Below are 13,998 nucleotides of genomic sequence, written 5' to 3'. Positions count from 1 at the left end.
CACTAAGGGTTTTTCTGTCGTGTCGATTTCCAAGCTGTCAGCATCCTGCCCCAATTTATTACAAATTCCTGTACCCCTAATTTGCTTCCAGCCACTTCCTCCTCCCAGGAGGCAGAGAGGATGCCATAAGTTAGCCCCAAAACACTTAAACCCAAAAAACCCATACTCGATAGTAAGACTAATACTCCCGGCGGTTTAATGCCGTGACTAATAGCTACGTAGCCACCAATTAAAGTTGCCATCCCTAAAACTGTTGGTACGCCGCAAAATACTACCATTCGCCGCGCCATGCGATCGCTTACTACTTTTGGTAGTGCCATTTCTTCCTTTGTAAAAGGTGGCTTATTTGCTTGATTTTTGGTACTTACCGGGGCTTTTTGTGGCTTGTAGTTGCTTTTTACGCTTTTTGGTTTAGCCGCAGGTTGTTCGGTGCTTTTAGCTGCTTTGGGAGCTTTTTTACTTGGTTCAAAGGGTAAAGATTGGCGTTCGGGTTCGGTAGCCATAATAACTACTCCTTAACCGCGAATTCCCAATCTAGCAATCAAAGCTTGATACTTCTCGCGGTTTTGCTTCTGTACGTAAGATAACAAACGTTTGCGTTGACCGATTATTTTTAACAATCCTCGGCGCGATGAGTGATCTTGTTGATTTGCCCGGAGATGTTCGCTAAGACGGGTGATTCTATCAGTCAGCATGGCGATTTGGACTTCAGAAGAACCAGTATCAGTCTCATGAACTTGGTAGCTGGTGATTAATTCTTGTTTGCGCTGTTGTGTCAGTGCCATAAAAACTCAATTTATTTTGATAATGCAGCAACTTATTATGCTACCACAACACTTGGGTAATAGCCTAAATTCAACGCTCTATTTACTCTTAAAATAGTTTCAATAGCCTACAATAGCGGCTTTAATGCCAAGATGCGCTTAATAAAATGTGCGATCGTCGTTTGCACCTTACTCAATATTAAAACGATTCGGTAGCTTTTTCAGCTTCCTCGACTCAGTTTATTTTTCTCACTCCAAAGATGAATACAATCTTTTAGCTTACTTATGTAAGTTGAATATCAATACTATCCATCTTCTGTCAGGCTTCGAGAACTTTGGTCATGCCTGAATCCTAAAAGACTTCTAGAGAAAGCAATAGCACGGTTTTTTAATAATAAAAATCAGCTTGCTCAATTAATGGTTGTAACTCTTTTAAAGCAAGACTTACTTCGGAAACTGACAGAAAATAGATAGATAATAATTCATAATTTTGATCGTAAACAAATGGTTTTAGTTCACAAATTGCACCAGGTATTTAAAAAAATATATGCAGTAAAACAACCTTTTTTTGAGCTGCCTAAAAAACAATTAGTTAAGTTTATTTAAAAGATAGTTTAAGTTCAGTTAGCGCAGGGATAAAAGCAAAATTCGCAAACGAGCAATCGAGTTAAAAATAAGTTACTTTTTCTATAAAGTTATTCACTCATATTACTATTTTTTGTAGCAATTGCAGCTAGTTCTTTTAATTTATCTTTTCTTTGAAGCATTCCTTTAGAAGGGTGTATACCAATAGTATCCAGGATTTTTTCCCAGCGATATACCCAATCGTGGCGCAGAAGGGAGTTGACGACATTGTCAGTACGAATTTTATTTAAACGCTCTGGCTGAGAATCAAGTTGAGAAATTATTTCAGCTATATTAGTTGAATCTTCAGCCAAAGGAATTACTGCATCTGACCAATCAAAGTTTTGGTGGAAAGCCTGACAATTTGGCGGTATTCCTAACATTACTGCACCACCGGCTGCACCTTCAAAGAAACGAATATTTAGTTCCTCCTGACCGCCCGTTTGATTTAATAAGTCGAATTTGGGTTTGTAAGCAATAAAATAACGACTTCTTTTAACTATATTTCTATATAAGTTGCGATGTTCGTTGTAATCACGTACAAATAATTCTCTCATTGTGTCATACATATAAAAGAAGTTATTTTGCTCTGCTAAATTCAATAGTGATTCATGAAGTAACTTTGGACGGCGACCTATACTGCATACATCAATGCTTCTTTGTGGCTGTAAAGGATAGGGACAAAACTTTATAGCATCAATTCCTGGAGGCATATAAGAACAGGGCTTTTGAATAATCTCAGCAACTTTTTCAATACTAGAACTTAGATTCATGAAAACATGGTCAAAGTCTTTTAATGCTGTTAGTTGAGGCTTAAACTTAGTTACATCTTTTGACCATATTTCGTCTAACCAGCAAACAGCTTTCCGGCATTTTTTACGCCAATCTTTAATAGAATTTAAGTAACGTAATTCTTTAGGATATTGACAAATAAACAAAAATAAATCGTATTCTTTATCTAAGGAAAATTGATTAAATGTAGGGCTAATAGGAAGTGCTTTGCCTGTCTTTGCAAAAGAAAACCGTGAAATGTTCCTGGCTAATTTATTAAGCTTATTTTGTGAGTAACTGGGAGCGAGTATATCAACGTCTTCAAAATCATTTACAGCATACTCAAATTCAAATAAGGTAGTGCGACCGACACGAAACTCGAAGTTACTCATTGATAAAACTAAAACTCTTGATACCGGGGAGGACATACTTAAATCTTTGCTGATGTTAGTTAAATTTTGAGTGGTCGCACAGTTTTGTACTTGATTGTTAAACAAGTATATTTTTAGCTTTGCTTTACCGATTATCAGTTAAAAAGCAGCTTAGTAACCTTTATAAATAAGTTTTTTTTATAAAGATGATGTGTTTTTTTAATAAAACAACAACACATTCTTAAATTAATTAGGAGCTAATTCCTATATAGAAGTTGAGGAGTTTAGAGGGTTTTCAAGCACAGCTAAGAATTTAAGAAAAAAAGTTATTAGGTTGGAAAAAAACAGCGAAAATCTTCATCATTTTGGCTTAATTTTACCCAATCTAGACCCAAAGCTGTAAATTTAGTTACCAAGGACTCGCAAGCTGGACGTTCGGTAGCATAGTGTCCAGCATCAATTAATATTAAACCGCGATCGCGACTTTCTTGAAATTGATGAAATTTACAATCGGAAGTTAAGTAAGCTTGCGCCCCTGTCTTGACTACGTCAGAAATATAACTAGCACCGCTTCCGCCCAACACTGCAACTTTTTGAATAATTTGCGCTAAATCGGCGGTAGGAGAAATAATTAAGTTTGGCGGCTTTAAAAGAGTTTGAATTTGTACAAGTAACTCCGCTAAAGTCAAAGTTGGGTTTAATTTTCCCACTCGCCCATAGCCTAAATTGCTTTGAGTTGGTACTATAGGCATGGCTTCTTGTAATTTCAACATAGTTGCAAGTATATCTGCTGTACCTTCCTGTACTTGGTCAAAGTTGGTGTGAGCGGTATAAATGCCGATTTGATGGCTAAAAGCTAACCGAGTTATTTCAGTTATTGCATCTCCCGTGCGTAGAGATTTGAGAGGGTTAAAAATTAGCGGATGGTGGGCGAAAATTAGATTGACTTCTGTACCGGAAGTGGAAAGGGCGATCGCTTCCTCCACTACTGCTAAAGTAGGTGTTAAGCATACTAACACTCGTGCTGACTGGTTTAGTACCCCAGGTTCAATTTGCCAGCCGCAATTATCCCATTTTTCTTGCCAAGCAGGATTTGCCCAAGCTTCAAACCACTTAATTAAGTCCGCAATTATCATCCTCGCAATTTCTCCCTCAAGTTTGGGGTTACTCAGTAATTCGAGCAACCCTAAGATTAATGCTAACTCTAGAATCTAGAATTTTTTTTATTATTAACCCCAACCATTGCTAAATTTTAGCAGCCAAATAAGCTATCAACCCATTTACAACCTAGACAATTCCAACTTACTAACAGATTGCTTGTTTTGGGAAAAGAATGACCGCAAGTGGGACACAAACTTGTTTTAAAAGGGTGAGTCATAATTTGTTGCAAATTTTCTTTAGGCGTTAAGTAAAATTTGTCTTGAGTATTTTTGTGGTGAACTTGCTTACTCTCTATCTCAAGAAAACTTATAAGTTCTTTGAGATTACTAATTAAAAAGCTAATACTTAAAGCAAAGTAAAGTAACAATTACTATCTGTGAGAGTTTCTTTGCTTGCAGTCATAGTTACGTTGCTTTTATTAATCCGCTTTTTACTATCACAGACTGCACTGTTAGTATTGGCAATTTGTTGCCTAGCGCTGATGATTGTTTGGCGGTAAGTGCTGCTCATTATTCTTGTCGGCGTTTCCTGTCGCCTAGTTCACAACATAGCTTGATAACAGACTGTGTTACTTACGGTTGTACTAACAGTTAGTTTTGAACAAATAAACAGTTAAAATTTTCTACGCAACGGACAAATATTTCTACTCCCATCATTAGTGCGGTTTCATCAAAATCAAAGCGAGGATGATGATGAGGATAAGCTAAGTTTTTAGGAAGATTGGCAGCACCCAAAAAGAAGTAACAACCTGGTACTTCTTGCAGAAAAAATGACATATCTTCGCCACCCATAGTTTGGCATTCTGGCACAATTCCCAGGGGAGTTTCAACAACTTTCATAGCTTGACTTCGCACTAATTGAGCAATTTCGGCATTATTAATTACTGGCGGGTAAAGTTGCCAATATTCTAAGTCGTACTTAGCGCCGTAACTACTGCATATCCCCGCAATAATTTGTTCGATTTTTTGCTGTAAAAACCCAGCAAATTTTGGATTAAAATAACGAACTGTGCCGTTTAGCTGCGCCGTGTCGGCAATAATATTTAAAGCTGTACCTGCATGGAATTCTCCTACTGTTACAACGGCGGACTCTATGGGATCGACATTTCGCGCCACAATGGTTTGCAGGGCGCTGACAATTTGCGCTCCAACGACAACAGAATCTACAGTTTGATGCGGCATTGCACCATGTCCGCCTTTACCTAGAATCCGAGCGCGAAAACACTCCACCGCCGCCATTAATGCCCCTTCTCGCACTCCTACCGTACCTAGGGGTAAATTATTCCACAAATGCAAGCCAATAATTGCGTCAACATCAGGATTAGTTAATACCCCGGCGGCAATCATTGGTTTAGCACCCCCTGGGGCTTCTTCGGCGGGTTGAAAGATGATTTTGACACTGCCTGCAAAATCATCGCGGTGTTGGGCTAAGTAGTAAGCTGTAGCAAGAGCGATCGCAGTGTGTCCATCGTGTCCGCAAGCGTGCATGATGCCATCATGTTTGGAGCAATAATCTACTTGATTTTGTTCTTGAATTGGCAAAGCATCCATATCCGCCCGAATTGCCAATACTTTCCCGATTTTGTGGCTGCGGATAGTTGCCACTATTCCCGTGTGGGCGATTTCTGTTTGATGCTCAATTCCCCATTCTTGAAGTTTTTGCGAAATAAATTGCGCCGTTAATTGTTCTTTAAAGCCTAATTCTGGGTATTGATGAATTTTTCGCCGCCATTGGACAATTTGCGGCTGTAGTGCTTGAATTTCCGCCCGAATGCTGGATAAATCGATATTAAGAGGATTTATTGAAGTAGCAACCATGTTTTGAATAAAGATTTAACTAAATTTTCAATCAACTGTATTTGCTCGATGAAAAGGCGATCGCTGATAACTTATTTTCTCTTAGTATTAGCTAGAGTAAACGGCAATAATATTTCTAGGTCTAGATTTGCTGCTACTTGTACCAGTTTATCTAAATCTTTTGGATCATCTAAATAAGGCATACAACCTAATACAGGTATATTAGTCAGCGATTGAATCAAGCCTATGGGTGTCAAATCGGTAATTTGCTCGCTTGAAACTGGCTGTACGCAATTTAAAATAATGCCTTTAAGATCAACTCCCGTCATTCTAGCTAAAGCAACATTAGCAACGGCTTGAGCAATTGCTCCTAGTTTTACCGGAACAACTAAAACTGTTGGTAATCGCCATTCGGCAGCTAAGTCAGCTACGGTAAATTCATAAGTTATCGGCGATCCAAGTCCGCCTAAAGCTTCTACTAGCACCCAATCTCGTGTCCTTTGCAACTGCTGAAACGCTTGCCATACTATACCTAAGTCTACAGTGCGTCCTTCTTTGGCGGCAGCAATGGGGGGTGCTAAAGGGGCATCAAAGTATAGAGGATTAATTTCGTCGATAGATTGATGGAGAGTAAATAATTGCGCGTATAATTCGCGATCGCCAGTTCCCGCTTGAATTGGTTTCATTATCCCCAGCTTTTTTGGAGAAACAAACCTTTGCCAATAAGCAGCTAAAGCGGTGGTTAAAACAGTTTTACCTGTTTCGGTATCTGTACCTGTAATTAGTAGTGCGTTCAAAATATCCTGTTAATTAGATTTAGAAGGTGGTTCAGCAATTAGCGGCGAAGGGAAAGTTTGCGGTTCTCCTTTCTGATTATTATTTAATAACCAACTTACAAATAACAAAGAACTACCGCCAGCAATCAAAGCCACCGCCACAAAAATAAATGCGATCGCCCACCAGCGTTCCCAAATAGAAAGCTTAGTAACCGTTGGTTGCAATTGTTTGGTAGCAATGGGTTTGATTTCATCGGGACGACGACCAATTGCCATTGTATTTATTTGAGATGGGGCAGTAACGGGGAGATGAGGAGGGGAATTTTGCTCTATTTGTGGCAGTGCAGCTACAGGTTGAAGACTATTTGGTAATGGCGTTTGGGGAGCGGATTCTAGCATCAATTGTAGGGCTTTGGCAACTTCGGCAACGGATTGATAGCGATCGCTTGGCTTGTAACTTAGCATCCGATTGAGCAAGCAAGCAAATTCTTGACTTACCTTTGTCCACCCTTGCCAATTCCAGATAAATTGCTCGTCATCAAATAATTCTAAAGGCTGCTTGCCTGTAAGTAAAACTATAATACTCACTGCCAATGAGTACAGATCGCTACTGGCGTAAGCTCTACCCGTTTGCAGTTGTTCGATGGGCGCGTAGCCTAATTTCCCTACCGTTGTTGTCACAGATTGAGGATTAATCGCTTGAATCCGGCTGGCTATTTCGTTAACTACACCAAAATCAATCAATACAGGCTTAGAATCAATTTCGCGCCAAATAATATTATCGGGGGAGATATCACGGTGAATTATGCCCCTAACGTGTAAGTGAGCAAGTACAGGTAATAATTGCTGTAATAGTTGTATTGCCTCTACTTCCGTGAAAGTTTTATTTATTGCCTGCTTTTCCTGGAGTAATTGCAAATAACTTTTACCTTCTATGTAGTCTTGGACTAAAACTAAGCGTTCATCTTGCTCAAAAGTGGCTCTAAACTGCGGAATTTGAGGATGATGAATTTTGTATAAAACACTTGCTTCTTTTTGAAATAACTGCTTTGCCTTGGCTAAAAACTCCGGTGTATTTTGAAAAGGAATTAACTCCTTAAGGGCGCAAAGCTCGTTAAAGCGACCTAAATCTGCTGCCAAATAGGTACGACCAAATCCCCCCTCACCTAAAATTTTGATTAAACGATAGCGATTTTGGAGAACTGTTTGCAGGGAAATAGGTGGTTGCATTGCGACGAATATAAAAAAATTTAGTTCAACAGTTAGTTATGAGACTAAGAAGAATTTGGAGATTCTGCTTTTAATCGTACGATCGCATTAGCTTTTCAAGCTGTAAAGACATAAATTGACCGCTCTTAAAATTTCTAAAGTTGTCTCAAAACCACTAAGTCCGTCTCCTGCTATTTTATAACTAAGTAATTTTGCTTACATACTTGTTTAACAAATAAATTCAAAATACGGGTGGAAAGGCTAGTTATACAAAGTATTTGCCTAAAAGGCTTAAACTATTGTTAATTAATAACTTTATCCAAGCTTATAATTAAATTTCCCTACAATTGCTGAGGAAGTATATAAACTCGTGATGATAGGATTGCCATGAAGCCGCTTAGAGGGTCTGTTGTGCTACGATCTGCAACTACTTTGACGCTTCCGTCAACTCAAAGTTCGGTTATGACTGACAATAACCGCTTGCGTTTGTTCTCTGGTTCTGCCAACGTCCCATTTTCTCAAGAAGTTGCTCGTTATTTGGGCATGGACTTGGGTCCAATGATTCGTAAGCGATTTGCCGATGGAGAACTTTACATTCAAATTCAAGAGTCGATTCGGGGCTGTGATGTTTATCTTATTCAACCTACTTGCAATCCAGTAAATGACCATTTGATGGAATTACTGATTATGATTGATGCCTGTCGTCGTGCTTCCGCGCGGCAGATTACCGCAGTAATTCCTTACTACGGCTATGCTAGGGCAGATCGCAAAACTGCGGGGCGAGAGTCGATTACAGCTAAATTGGTGGCTAACTTGATTACTCAAGGCGGCGCACACCGAGTTATAGCAATGGATTTGCACTCAGCCCAGATTCAGGGATATTTTGATATACCTTTCGATCATGTTTACGGTTCGCCAGTAATAATTGATTATTTAGCTAGTAAACAGTTATCGGATATTGTGGTAGTTTCTCCTGATGTTGGGGGTGTAGCTAGAGCCAGAGCCTTTGCTAAAAAGCTAAATGATGCGCCTTTGGCAATTATTGACAAGCGTCGTCAAGCTCATAATGTCGCAGAAGTCCTCAACGTCATTGGCGATGTGGCGGGTAAAACTGCCGTGCTAGTAGATGACATGATTGATACCGGTGGTACGATCGCGGCGGGGGCTAAACTGTTACGAGAGGAAGGAGCGCGTCAAGTATACGCTTGTGCAACTCATGCAGTGTTTTCTCCTCCCGCAGTGGAGCGGCTATCGAGTGGCTTATTTGAAGAAGTAATTGTTACAAATACAATTCCCGTTCCCTTAGAAAATCACTTTGAGCAGCTAACGGTGCTTTCGGTGGCTAATTTGCTAGGAGAAACTATTTGGCGGGTTCATGAAGATACTTCAGTAAGTAGTATGTTTCGCTAAAGGCAAAACTGCATATTTCCTAGAAAGTGCGATCGGGAGCATCTCAATTTTGCGCGATCGGGAGCATCTCAATTTTGCAATGAGTACAAATACTCAAACGCAAAATTAAGCTTTTTCAGGTATCAGTTGGAAACAAATCTGGTTTTGGAATCCCAATTTGAAAACCCTATTTTTGCCAAAAGCCCTGATATAAGATTTATTTTGATAAGTATAAATATTTATCAAAAAGGTGAGATGCTCCCGATCGCACTTTCCCTTTTCTTATGCAAATTAACATCGAAATATTTACTGTAAATAAGCGTTTTCCTTTAACTATTAGTTGTTGTAAAATTGTTGATATACTAAACTAAACTCAGAAAAATAGTAGAATCAACAGCATCAAGAGTAGCTATGATTACACAAGTATTACATTGTCCTTACTGTCAGGGAGTAGATATTGTAAAAAATGGAAAGACTCCTCAAGGAAAGCAACGTTATCAATGTCGAGAACAAGCTTGTGATGGTCGAACATTCATTTTAGAGTATGCTTATCCGGGTCAATCCCGAAAAGTAAAACAACAGATTGTGGACATGGCACTTAACGGCAGTGGAATTCGAGATACAGCGCGAGTATTACACGTTAGCACTAGCACCGTTATTAAAGAAATAAAAAAAAATAAAACCAATTGCAATCAGTGAATTTATCAGTTTTAAAACAACGCAATTGCGAGTCAATGGTGATTGATATTTGCTTGCTTAAGGCTTTGAAAATATCATCAGATTTGGAATCTGAACTCGATGAAGATGGGTCGTTTCGTTACCAATAAATCTAATCAGAGGTTGTTATGGCACGCCATTGAGCGTAAGAGCGGAAAAATTTTAGCCTCCGCCAGAGGTAGACGTTCTGATGAAGCTTTTGTACAATTGAAAGCTTTATTAGATCCCTTTGGAATTACCCGTTTTTACACCGATGATTGGGGAGCTTATTCGCGGCATTTAGACCAAAAATTGCATAAAATTGGCAAACAAAACACTCAAAAAATAGAAAACAAGCATTTGAATTTACGAACACGAATTGAACGTTTAGCACGGAAAACGATTTGCTTTTCTAAGACGGTGCTTATGCACGATCTTGTAATTGGACTATTTATTAACCGCTACGAGTTTGGTTTGTTAATTTAATACTTAATCAACAATTTTACAACATCTCCGAATTTCTTAAATGGCATTCAGCTATACAGCACTTTTGCCTCCTCACACATTAGGTTAAAAATAAAATTTAAAATATAATTATGCCGATCTAAACTAATGGATGATTTTTGAAATTCATGATTATTTGCTAAAACTTGAGTAGTTATAGATTCATTACCAATAGTTTCTATTTGAACATCAAAAATACAAATTCCCATCCAGCTACGATGACAATACAAGTGTCCGCTCTCAAAATAAATAAACCATTTATCATCCATAGATAGTGGTAAGATACCTAGCTTTATTCGCTCAAACTCCTATTACGAAAACACTCGTATAAAATCAATTTTTATCATTTTCTCCAGCATGAAAACTGTTTTCCATTGCTCTGCAATTGCTGATTGATTCCATCTCTTTTCAACGCGCCCTAATCCAATGAGATTGTTTGTTACATCAAATAATCTAAAACTAGAGTTTTTACCAAGCTTTGAATAAGGAATAATCTCAAATCCTCTACTGCTTTGAACCTCTACATCGCCATAGATAAACTGGGCTGTTTCCTGCAACAAATTAGGGAGAAATTTTATATAGAGAATCGTTTCCAAACCTTCAATTTTAAGTGTTGGGTATGATTGAGATAAAAGTATTTCTTGAGATAGTTCTGTAGCAAGGCGATCGCACTCTAGAGTTATAAATTGTTTCATTTTTACCTGATTTCTTCAACTAATAACCATTTTCCTGAATAGTTGATAGTTCCCGACACTTTGAGAAGTTGATTATCGCTACATATCTGTAATTGATCGTGAATGTGCGATCGCATTGTGACTAATTGCCATGTCTGCATTGATTCGGTTAAAGTAAGCGTATAATTTTGTTCGCTATGATGGTTAAAGATACCTTCAAAGCTGCGAGAATCAGGTTGTAATGGTGGTGAGGCATTTTGACTACAAGGGCAGTTGCCGCTAATAGGATAAGCTTCTAAATGGTCTAAATAATAGCTTTGCCAGTGCCACCAATCAGGATGATTAGCAGGCAAATTGAATAAGGGAATAATAGAAGCTTTAGTTTGCAATAGAGCGTTTTGTAACTTTCTTACAGGTAAATCTCGCGGTTGACAGTCCAATTCTACGCACAGCGCCGCCGCCATTCCCGCCGCTTGTCCGATATTCATTACTACAGGTTGCAATCTAGTTGCACCATTAGCAATGTGAGAAACAGAGATATTTTTTTCACAGGCTAACAAACCATCAGTTTGTAACGGTATGAGGCAAGTAAAAGGAATAGTAAAAGGCGTACCTGTCCAGCGTCCTCCCCAACGAATAGATTTAGGCTGGAGGGGAAAATCTACACCGGGGTAATGGTGATCGTTTGCGTAGTTGCCTATTGCAATACTTTCCGGTTGTAACTGGGCGACATTTCCTTCAGGTATAGGTAAAATAGTTTGTTCTGTAACGGTAGTTATTCCTACTAGGCGGCGACTTTCGCGGTAGTAAGGATGTATAGCATAAGCACCGTCACCAACGGGGAAAATATTGTTGGCTAGTCCGTATTTGCGCCCGAATTGAGATTGGATAAAGTGGGCGAATCCTTGAGTGTGCCAAAGACTATGTTGTAAAAATTCCTGTTTTGATGTTTCTGACTCTATTAGACGTTCGACACCTTCAGCATAATCATTACCATGCAAGGGCCAGTTAATCATAAATAAATTACCTGGCAAACGTCCGTAGTTTAGAAATTCCTCTTGTCCATAGTTTGCCCAAGCATCAGTGTACTTTGTGGAGTTGTAATTTGGTGGTGGGGGAATTAAGGGCGCGATCGCACTTGTAAATTCCTGCATAATTACTACCCAAGTTGGCGCTTGCACTGGGTAAGTTTTAGTTAATTTATTTTCGGCAACGGGCGCACTAGCTTCGCCCCATTTAGCTTGTAATTCCCAACCCCAACGATAGGGAATTTTGGCTAATTCTAATAAGTCTCCAAGTTCTGTTGCATCTAGGGTAATTTTGGCTTTAACAGTAAAATCGCTAAATCTTACTCCAGTAATTGCATTACCATCCTTAATAACTTCTAATGGTACACTTCCCGCAATCCAGTGAAGATTTGGTAATTCTTTTACCCAACCCTTAAATATTTCTGCACCCAAGCGGGGATTATAGCTAAAAAAACTTACCCAACTGTTATTTAATCCGCCTACTTGTCTTTGCTGTAACTGGTGGAGAAATTCACCCCAAAGCCCGGTTTGAAAAGCTTGTAATTCGTTACCATCGGGGGCTGCTACCCCCGCCGAAGTTAGCATTCCGCCTAGCCATTCAAATTCGCTAACCAGGATAGTTTTAACCCCTTTCCTTGCTGCTTGGATTGCTGCGGATGTTCCGCCCGTACCACCGCCAACAACTAAGACATCGCAGGAGATTAATTCGTTAGACTGCTTGGGCGAACGAGTTTTTGCCCCCCTAACCCCCCAATTCTGGAGGGGACTAGATTTAAAGTCCCCCAAGGTTGGGGGATTTAGGGGGCTTTCCAAAATTCGTGCAGGAGGTTCATTGTTAGGAGGCAAATTCATTGATGTTTGTAGACAATTGGGCTGTTAACACTTCGCTACCTTGGGCTGTGACTAATACATCATCTTCAATGCGAATCCCACGTACATCGGCAAAGTTATCTAACTGTTGCCAATTGACAACATCTTTGTATTTGGTGCGAGTTTCGGAGTTATTTAAAATTGCGGGTACTTGATAGAAACCAGGTTCTATTGTTACTACCATTTTGGGACGTAGAGGACGATTTAAACGTAAATAGCATAACCCAAAGCGATCGCTCCTTTTTCTTCCCGCTTCGTATCCCGCAACATCTCCCAAATCTTCCATATCGTGAACATCTAAGCCTAACAGATGCCCCACACCGTGAGGAAAAAAGAGTGCGTGAGCATCCATAGCAACTAAATCCTCTGGATTTCCGCGTAGAATGCCCAAATTTACTAATCCTTGAGCAATTATTGAAGCTGCAAGTAGATGAATTTCTTGATACTCTACGTCAGGAGCAATTGCCGCAATGCAAGCATCGTGCGCCGCTAATACGACATCGTAGATATCTTTTTGGGTAGGGGAAAATTTACCCGAAACTGCCCAAGTGCGCGTTACATCTGAAGCCCAGCCGTTAGTGGTTTCTGCCCCAACATCTGCTAATAGCAAATCTCCGGCAGATAACTTATTGTCGTAATGATTATTATGGAGAACTTCGCCGCGTACTGTAACGATACTAGAGTAAGCACAAGTCATATTATGAGCTAATATTACCTGCTCCATCGCCGAGCGGACTTCTGCCTCAGTTTTGGCGCTTTTAGTTGCTTCTATCCCCGCAAGATGAGCTTTTACAGTTACATTTGCTGCTTGTTTGATTTCGGCTATTGCGCCTTTATCGTGAATAAGACGTAATTGGGCGATCGCACTTGCTAACTTTAAATCAACACCTTCTAAACTAGCCTTACGTTGTAGCCATTTATCTTGTTGTTGCCGTGTAACAATATTTTGTACCGGAAGTGTGGCAGATTTATAGATACTTTGCCTTAATTTGGCAAAAGGATAGACAGAATCTGCGCCGATTCTTTCCGCTATTTCCTCGCGTTTTGGGATTTCTCCATGCCATAGAGTATTACTACTAGGGGGATCGTCCATAAATAGCTCTAAATTGCCATTTTCTAGACGAATTGCCGCATTTTCTAGATTTAGCCCAGCAAAGTAGAGAAAATGACTACTAGCGCGAAAAGGAAAGGTATTCGCGGCAAAATTACGTGGTGTACTTTTACCAGACCATAAAATAGCGGGAAAATCGATTAGTTTAGCTAATTTTTGACGGCGATCGCGTAAAGTATCAATTAACGTCATGATTGCGACAACTACAACACTTACCAGAATTTACAAGTTTACACAGATTTAGTTCACACCAT

General features: G+C 39.5%; 15 protein-coding genes. 3 read left to right on the top strand and 12 right to left on the bottom strand.

Annotation, left to right across the window (positions count from 1 at the left end; all coding sequences use genetic code 11):
* Nucleotides 1-2: 2 nt before the first annotated feature.
* The 8 genes from SYN7509_RS0214520 to SYN7509_RS26010 form a co-directional block, all read right to left on the bottom strand.
* A complete protein-coding gene (locus SYN7509_RS0214520; protein WP_009630999.1) occupies nt 3-503 on the bottom strand; it encodes a PAM68 family protein in 501 nt (166 codons plus the stop codon).
* Nucleotides 504-515: 12 nt separating this feature from the next.
* Nucleotides 516-785 carry a 30S ribosomal protein S15 gene (rpsO, locus tag SYN7509_RS0214515; protein ID WP_009631000.1) on the bottom strand — a complete coding sequence of 90 codons (270 nt, stop codon included), beginning with the start codon at nt 783-785 and terminating at the stop codon, nt 516-518.
* A 674-nt stretch (nt 786-1,459) separates the two neighbouring features.
* Nucleotides 1,460-2,656, bottom strand: coding sequence for a glycosyltransferase (locus SYN7509_RS0214505; protein WP_148297996.1), 1,197 nt, complete (start codon nt 2,654-2,656; stop codon nt 1,460-1,462).
* Between the two features lie 203 nt (nt 2,657-2,859).
* Nucleotides 2,860-3,666, bottom strand: coding sequence for a Nif3-like dinuclear metal center hexameric protein (locus tag SYN7509_RS0214500; RefSeq protein WP_009631002.1), 807 nt, complete (start codon nt 3,664-3,666; stop codon nt 2,860-2,862).
* 370 nt (nt 3,667-4,036) lie between these two features.
* Nucleotides 4,037-4,201, bottom strand: coding sequence for a hypothetical protein (locus tag SYN7509_RS30165; protein WP_158506156.1), 165 nt, complete (start codon nt 4,199-4,201; stop codon nt 4,037-4,039).
* 80 nt (nt 4,202-4,281) lie between these two features.
* Nucleotides 4,282-5,508, bottom strand: a complete 1,227-nt coding sequence (locus SYN7509_RS0214485) for a M20 metallopeptidase family protein (protein WP_009631003.1) — start codon at nt 5,506-5,508, stop codon at nt 4,282-4,284.
* Between the two features lie 71 nt (nt 5,509-5,579).
* Nucleotides 5,580-6,284, bottom strand: a complete 705-nt coding sequence (gene bioD, locus SYN7509_RS0214480; protein ID WP_009631004.1) for a dethiobiotin synthase — start codon at nt 6,282-6,284, stop codon at nt 5,580-5,582.
* A gap of 9 nt (nt 6,285-6,293) precedes the next feature.
* A complete protein-coding gene (locus SYN7509_RS26010; RefSeq protein WP_009631005.1) occupies nt 6,294-7,493 on the bottom strand; it encodes a serine/threonine-protein kinase in 1,200 nt (399 codons plus the stop codon).
* A gap of 366 nt (nt 7,494-7,859) precedes the next feature.
* On the opposite strand from SYN7509_RS26010, the gene SYN7509_RS0214470 reads away from it, so the two are divergent.
* The 3 genes from SYN7509_RS0214470 to SYN7509_RS30715 all read left to right on the top strand — a co-directional run bounded on the left by SYN7509_RS0214470 (nt 7,860) and on the right by SYN7509_RS30715 (nt 10,043).
* A complete protein-coding gene (locus SYN7509_RS0214470) occupies nt 7,860-8,882 on the top strand; it encodes a ribose-phosphate pyrophosphokinase (protein WP_009631006.1) in 1,023 nt (340 codons plus the stop codon).
* A 390-nt stretch (nt 8,883-9,272) separates the two neighbouring features.
* Nucleotides 9,273-9,560, top strand: a complete 288-nt coding sequence (locus SYN7509_RS30720; protein WP_028954328.1) for an IS1/IS1595 family N-terminal zinc-binding domain-containing protein — start codon at nt 9,273-9,275, stop codon at nt 9,558-9,560.
* A gap of 99 nt (nt 9,561-9,659) precedes the next feature.
* On the top strand, nt 9,660-10,043 hold the full coding sequence (locus SYN7509_RS30715; protein WP_038020951.1) for an IS1 family transposase: 384 nt from the start codon (nt 9,660-9,662) through the stop codon (nt 10,041-10,043).
* A gap of 47 nt (nt 10,044-10,090) precedes the next feature.
* Here SYN7509_RS30715 and SYN7509_RS26005 read toward each other — a convergent pair whose 3' ends face one another.
* Genes SYN7509_RS26005 through SYN7509_RS0214445 form a run of 4 tightly spaced genes read right to left on the bottom strand, consistent with a single transcriptional unit; the run spans nt 10,091 to nt 13,936 of the window.
* Nucleotides 10,091-10,330, bottom strand: coding sequence for a hypothetical protein (locus tag SYN7509_RS26005; protein ID WP_009631754.1), 240 nt, complete (start codon nt 10,328-10,330; stop codon nt 10,091-10,093).
* Nucleotides 10,331-10,372: 42 nt separating this feature from the next.
* Nucleotides 10,373-10,756: a hypothetical protein gene (locus tag SYN7509_RS26000; RefSeq protein ID WP_009631753.1), complete on the bottom strand. Its 384-nt coding sequence runs from the start codon at nt 10,754-10,756 to the stop codon at nt 10,373-10,375.
* 2 nt (nt 10,757-10,758) lie between these two features.
* Entirely contained in the window at nt 10,759-12,615 is a 1,857-nt protein-coding gene (locus SYN7509_RS0214450) for an FAD-dependent oxidoreductase (RefSeq protein WP_009631752.1), read from the bottom strand.
* Nucleotides 12,599-13,936, bottom strand: coding sequence for an aminopeptidase P family protein (locus SYN7509_RS0214445; RefSeq protein WP_009631751.1), 1,338 nt, complete (start codon nt 13,934-13,936; stop codon nt 12,599-12,601). Before SYN7509_RS0214445 ends, SYN7509_RS0214450 begins: the two co-directional genes overlap by 17 nt.
* Nucleotides 13,937-13,998: the final 62 nt, after the last annotated feature.

The sequence above is a fragment of the Synechocystis sp. PCC 7509 genome (genome assembly GCF_000332075.2).
GTDB lineage: Bacteria > Cyanobacteriota > Cyanobacteriia > Cyanobacteriales > Chroococcidiopsidaceae > Aliterella.
This window is presented reverse-complemented; position numbering and strand designations above follow the sequence as displayed.

What these genes read in the sequence shown, in the direction of transcription:
- SYN7509_RS26005 (WP_009631754.1), bottom strand. Translation starts at nt 10,330, where the DNA reads ATGGATGATAAATGGTTTATTTATTTTGAGAGCGGACACTTGTATTGT.
- SYN7509_RS26000 (WP_009631753.1), bottom strand. Translation starts at nt 10,756, where the DNA reads ATGAAACAATTTATAACTCTAGAGTGCGATCGCCTTGCTACAGAACTA.
- SYN7509_RS0214450 (WP_009631752.1), bottom strand. Translation starts at nt 12,615, where the DNA reads ATGAATTTGCCTCCTAACAATGAACCTCCTGCACGAATTTTGGAAAGC.
- SYN7509_RS0214500 (WP_009631002.1), bottom strand. Translation starts at nt 3,666, where the DNA reads ATGATAATTGCGGACTTAATTAAGTGGTTTGAAGCTTGGGCAAATCCT.
- SYN7509_RS0214445 (WP_009631751.1), bottom strand. Translation starts at nt 13,936, where the DNA reads ATGACGTTAATTGATACTTTACGCGATCGCCGTCAAAAATTAGCTAAA.
- SYN7509_RS0214470 (WP_009631006.1), top strand. Translation starts at nt 7,860, where the DNA reads ATGAAGCCGCTTAGAGGGTCTGTTGTGCTACGATCTGCAACTACTTTG.
- rpsO (WP_009631000.1), bottom strand. Translation starts at nt 785, where the DNA reads ATGGCACTGACACAACAGCGCAAACAAGAATTAATCACCAGCTACCAA.
- SYN7509_RS0214485 (WP_009631003.1), bottom strand. Translation starts at nt 5,508, where the DNA reads ATGGTTGCTACTTCAATAAATCCTCTTAATATCGATTTATCCAGCATT.
- SYN7509_RS30720 (WP_028954328.1), top strand. Translation starts at nt 9,273, where the DNA reads ATGATTACACAAGTATTACATTGTCCTTACTGTCAGGGAGTAGATATT.
- SYN7509_RS0214520 (WP_009630999.1), bottom strand. Translation starts at nt 503, where the DNA reads ATGGCTACCGAACCCGAACGCCAATCTTTACCCTTTGAACCAAGTAAA.
- SYN7509_RS30165 (WP_158506156.1), bottom strand. Translation starts at nt 4,201, where the DNA reads ATGAGCAGCACTTACCGCCAAACAATCATCAGCGCTAGGCAACAAATT.
- SYN7509_RS30715 (WP_038020951.1), top strand. Translation starts at nt 9,660, where the DNA reads ATGAAGATGGGTCGTTTCGTTACCAATAAATCTAATCAGAGGTTGTTA.
- SYN7509_RS26010 (WP_009631005.1), bottom strand. Translation starts at nt 7,493, where the DNA reads ATGCAACCACCTATTTCCCTGCAAACAGTTCTCCAAAATCGCTATCGT.